1 protein-coding gene is annotated in these 239 nt (G+C 54.8%); it reads left to right on the forward strand.

What is annotated here, in order from left to right; translation table 11 throughout:
• Positions 1 to 239 (forward strand): FAD-linked oxidase C-terminal domain-containing protein (locus SB764_RS44265; RefSeq protein WP_410867345.1); only part of this gene is annotated, 239 nt, incomplete at both ends.

Below are 239 nucleotides of genomic sequence, written 5' to 3' on the forward strand. Positions count from 1 at the left end.
GAGCTGATCGCCAGTCATCAAGCAGGTGTCATCGGCTGGCAGATGTGCCGTGAGCTGGCGGGGGTTGAACGTATCTATGCAATGCGCAAAAAAGCCGTTGGTCTGCTTGGCAATGCCAAAGGTGCCGCTAAGCCAATTCCGTTTGCTGAGGATACCTGCGTACCGCCGGAACATCTGGCCGATTATATTGCTGAATTTCGCGCGCTGCTCGACAGCCACGGCTTAAGCTACGGTATGTT

Source organism: Paraburkholderia sp. SIMBA_027, from assembly GCF_046535315.1.
In the GTDB taxonomy this organism is placed as follows: Bacteria; Pseudomonadota; Gammaproteobacteria; order Burkholderiales; family Burkholderiaceae; genus Paraburkholderia; species Paraburkholderia tropica.